Raw genomic sequence first — 4,157 nt, forward strand, 5'->3', positions numbered from 1 at the left:
ATCCTGGACTTCGCGCAGGTGCCGGCGCGGATGATGCCGGCGATGTTCACCTGCGGCCGTACCGCCGGGTGGTGCGCGCACATCCTCGAGCAGAAGAGGCTGGGCAAGCTGGTTCGCCCGGCGGCGATTTACGTCGGCCCGGGACCGCGCAGCCCGGAATCCGTCGAGGGCTGGAACGAGGTCGTCACGGTCTGACAGCCGCAAGCGCCTTCCTTGTCGGTGGGCGGTGATGAGATTGCATCGCAGCTCGAGTCATACCCGTAGGCCCGCCCGGGCCACGCACCGACACCAAGGAGGCCCTGATGGCAATCGCCGTCGAACCCGCACTGTCCCCGCATCTCGTTGTCGACGACGCCGCCGCGGCGATCGACTTCTACGTCAAGGCTTTTGGCGCCGAGGAAATCGGGCGGGTGCCCCGCCCCGACGGCAAGCTGATCCACGCCGCACTACGCATCAACGGCTTCCTGGTGATGCTCAACGACGACTTCCCGGAGATGTCTGGCGGAAAGTCGATGACCCCGACGTCGCTGGGCGGCACCCCGGTAACCATCCACCTGACGGTGACCGACGTCGACGCCAAGTTCCAACGGGCTCTCGATGCCGGCGCCACCGTGGTCATGCCGCTCGACGACCAGTTCTGGGGCGACCGCTACGGCATGGTCCGCGACCCGTTCGGCCACCAGTGGTCACTGGGTCAGCCCGTCCGCGAGGTCACCATGGACGAGATCGCGGCGGCGGTGGGCAGCGGCTAGAGGCCGGCCAGGTCGCGCAGCCGATCGGCCAGCCGGCGGTGCAGCGGAGGCGTGGGCGCGGCGGCCGCGACGTTGAGCATCTCGGTGACCGAGGTGAACTTGTTGCGGGGCCGATCGCCGCTTTCGCCGCGGGCCACCTCGGCGGCGTCGATCGCCCGCCAGCCGGCGGCATCGACGACGTCGGATTGGCGCTGCCGGACGAGCTTGTCCAGCGCCGACGGCTTGCCGATCGGGTCGCGTAACGTGCCGGCGTTGTAATCGTCGACCAGTCGCTGAACTGTTTCCAGCGCACAAGACTTATTGGTGCCGATGAATCCCGTCGGCCCGCGCTTGATCCAGCCGGCCACGTAGGCGCCGTCGACAGGCTGGTCTGAGTCCGAATGCGTGACGCGGCCACCGTTGTTAGGAACCACGCCCGCCTTGTCGTCGAACGGCAGGTCCTTGATCGCCTTGCCGTGGTAGCCGATCGAGGTCAATACCAACCCGGCCTCGATCGTCTGCACCTCGTCGGTGCCGGTGACGAACTCCATGCCAGTGGCTCGCTGTTCCCCCGAAATACGCTGCGGCGTCAGGTTATAGGCCAGCCGGATCCGCGGCCGGGCAGTCGGACTGTTGATCGACGCGTCGCCGAGCGCGCTCAGGATCTCCAGCTTCTGCCTCGTCAAGGGGTCGGAGACGCTGGCCAGGTCGCGCAGCACCGCTTCGCGGTCGACATCGGAAAGAACGACCTCGGCGGTTGTCGTCAGGCCGATCAACTCGGGCAGGGTGAAGGCCGAATGCTCGGGTCCCCGGCGGGCCGCGATGACGACCTCCCGCACCCGTGACGCGCGCAGCGCGGTCAACGCGTGATCGGAGATGTCGGTGTGGGCCAGGTCGTCCGGGTCGGCGGTGAGCACGCGGGCCACGTCGAATGCGACGTTGCCATTGCCGACGACGATGACCCGCTCGTGGCTGAGATCGACTGGCAGATCAGTGAAATCGGGATGGCCGTTGATCCAGGCCACCAGCTCGGTGGCGGTGCCGGTGCCGGGCAGGTCCATCCCGTCGATGTCCAGCCGACGATCGTTGGGCGCCCCTGATGCGTAGATGACCGCGTGGTGATGCGCCAGCAAGTCGTCGTGACTCAGGTGCTTGCCGACCTCGACGTTGAGGTAGAACCGGAATTCGCGGCGACGGGCGATCCGGTCGAAAAGCTGAGTGACCCGCTTGGTGGTCTGATGGTCCGGCGCTACCCCGGCACGTATCAATCCATAAGGGGTGGGCAGCTTTTCGAAGACGTTGACCCGAACGCCATGTTGGGTGAGCAGCTCGTCGGCGGCGTACATCGCGGCCGGCCCAGAGCCCACGATGGCCACGGTCAGCGGGCCGCCATGATTGCCGCGAACTTCCGGTGCCGGAATGACCGGCGCCAGTTTGGATGTCGGCGGCAGCTTCTTGTCGGCCGGACGATCAGGATAGAACGCCGCGTTGAGCGCGATGAACGGTTGCTGCTCAGCCGTCAGGCGGGCGTCGGGTGCAATGGCGCCCACCGGGCAGGCACTCACGCAGGCGCCGCAGTCCACACACGCCACCGGATCGATGTAGAGCATCTCGGCGGTGGCGAAGCCCGGCTCATCCGGTGACGGGTGAATACAGTTCACCGGACAGGCGTAGACACATGACCCGTCGCTACAGCACGACTGGGTAATAACGTGCGGCATGCAGACCTCTAGGCTGCGACCGTGAGGTGCTGGCGCTGCGGCTCGCTGCGGTAGCGGGACGGCTTACCGTCGATCTTGCAGATCCGCCAGATCAACTTGGCCAACGGGTTCATCAAACCTGTGTCGCGGCACAGCATCCGGACGTCGCCGAACATGTCCCGCAGCATCTGACGCGACTCCGGGGAGGAGAAGAACACGTCTTTGCGGACCGAACGCGGAATGTCGAACTCTCGCCAGAAAGCCTTGGGCGGAACCACAATCGCCGAACACAGGATCCGCATGGTCAGCGGCACGTAGAGCGAGAGCCAGAAACGCTTGCGGCGCGGCAGGTTCGGAACCCGCTTGCGCAGATACTCGTGCGCAAACGAGATGTGGCGAGCCTCCTCGGCCACGTGGATCGCCATCACCCGCTCCATGATCGGGTGCAGTTCCTTGCCCTCACGCAGCACGTTCTTCTGGGTGTGGTCGATGGGCTCTTCGCCGGCCAGGATGCCGAACCAGAACGGGATCGGCAGGGGGCCTGCCGCCAACGGAATGTAGGGCTGGATCCACTTCAGCATCCGCGGCATGCCGGGTACGTCGGCCCCGATGTGATTCACCATCTCCTGGAACATCATGGTGTGGTTGCACTCTTCGACCGCTTCGTGCAAGCAGTACCGGTATTCCGGCGACCCGTTGGGCACCCAGAACGCGTACTCCATCAGGCCGCGAATGAGGATCGACTCGAAGTGCAGACCGACCTTGGCCACGTTGGCCTGACGCCACATGCCGATCTCGATCTGACGCTCCTGAGACTGTGACTGGTACCAGGAGTGCCGGCCCAGCGGGTCGGTCTTCGGGAGAATCCAGCGCGGGTCGTTGTCGATGACCGCGAACTCCGGCGACTTCCAGTCGATGTCGGTGTACGGGTTGAAGTTGCGCCGCACTGATCCCTCGGACAGCGTGTTCAGCATCTCCACGTACTTGGCGTCGTCCTGAACCTCCATGTTGTTGCGCCAGCGGCGCACCAACTTGGTCCGTGCCCGCTTCTGGGCGGTTCCCGTCTGAGCCATGCCTGGCCTCCCCAATGAGGTTTACATTTGGACGTGCTATGTCCAACACAGTACCGAAGGTATCGGGAACTTACTAGACCCCAAACGGGCAGTGTGGCCCATCCGTGAACATATGTGCACTGTGACCTATTCCACATCGGCATCGAGGGCCCCTACCGCCTGAATGTCGCCCCCAGACGGGTCACTAACCTGGTGAGCATGGCCGACCAGCTCACAATCCCCGACAACATCAAACCCGGCGACGGACGCTTTGGATCCGGTCCGTCGAAGGTCCGACCCGAACAACTGCAGGCTCTTTCCACCAGCGCCGCCGCGCTTTTTGGCACGTCGCACCGGCAGGCGCCGGTCAAGGATCTCGTCGGCCGGGTGCGCACCGGACTGCGCGAGCTCTTCTCGGTACCCGACGGCTACGAGGTGGTGCTGGGCAACGGCGGGGCGACGGCGTTCTGGGATGCCGCGGCATTTGGGCTGATCGACAAGCGGTCTCTGCACCTGACCTACGGCGAATTCAGCTCCAAATTCGCCTCATGTGTGGCCAAGAACCCGTTCGTCGGCGACCCGATCATCGTCAAGGCCGATCCGGGCAGTGCACCGGAGCCGCACGGCGATCCCTCCGTTGACGTGATCGCCTGGGCGCACAACGAGACCTCGAC

4 protein-coding genes and 1 pseudogene are annotated in these 4,157 nt (G+C 65.1%); 3 read left to right on the forward strand and 2 right to left on the reverse strand.

The features are described 5' to 3' along the window. Window positions 1-195: citrate/2-methylcitrate synthase (locus WAN02_RS20780; RefSeq protein WP_422266108.1), on the forward strand; the 195-nt coding region annotated here is incomplete at its 5' end. Between the two features lie 107 nt (window positions 196-302). Further along, complete coding sequence (locus WAN02_RS20785) at window positions 303-752, forward strand: VOC family protein (RefSeq protein ID WP_422266109.1); 450 nt, start codon at window positions 303-305, stop codon at window positions 750-752. Here the strand turns inward: WAN02_RS20785 and WAN02_RS20790 are convergent. Both WAN02_RS20790 and WAN02_RS20795 read right to left on the reverse strand, forming a co-directional pair. After that, window positions 749-2,452 (reverse strand): FAD-dependent oxidoreductase, encoded by a 1,704-nt coding sequence (locus WAN02_RS20790; protein WP_422266110.1) that lies wholly within the window; start codon window positions 2,450-2,452, stop codon window positions 749-751. The two genes, WAN02_RS20785 and WAN02_RS20790, sit on opposite strands and share 4 nt — an antisense overlap. Before the next feature lie 8 nt (window positions 2,453-2,460). Continuing rightward, on the reverse strand, window positions 2,461-3,504 hold the full coding sequence (locus WAN02_RS20795) for an AurF N-oxygenase family protein (protein WP_422266111.1): 1,044 nt from the start codon (window positions 3,502-3,504) through the stop codon (window positions 2,461-2,463). A gap of 198 nt (window positions 3,505-3,702) precedes the next feature. Between WAN02_RS20795 and WAN02_RS20800 the strand changes: the two are divergent. Next, window positions 3,703-4,157, forward strand: a pseudogene (locus WAN02_RS20800) (phosphoserine transaminase); the annotation flags it as partial.

Origin of the sequence: Mycobacterium sp. (assembly GCF_049281135.1) — a bacterium.
Classification (GTDB): Bacteria; Actinomycetota; Actinomycetes; order Mycobacteriales; family Mycobacteriaceae; genus Mycobacterium.

What these genes read in the sequence shown, in the direction of transcription:
- WAN02_RS20795 (WP_422266111.1), bottom strand. Translation starts at nt 3,504, where the DNA reads ATGGCTCAGACGGGAACCGCCCAGAAGCGGGCACGGACCAAGTTGGTG.
- WAN02_RS20785 (WP_422266109.1), top strand. Translation starts at nt 303, where the DNA reads ATGGCAATCGCCGTCGAACCCGCACTGTCCCCGCATCTCGTTGTCGAC.
- WAN02_RS20790 (WP_422266110.1), bottom strand. Translation starts at nt 2,452, where the DNA reads ATGCCGCACGTTATTACCCAGTCGTGCTGTAGCGACGGGTCATGTGTC.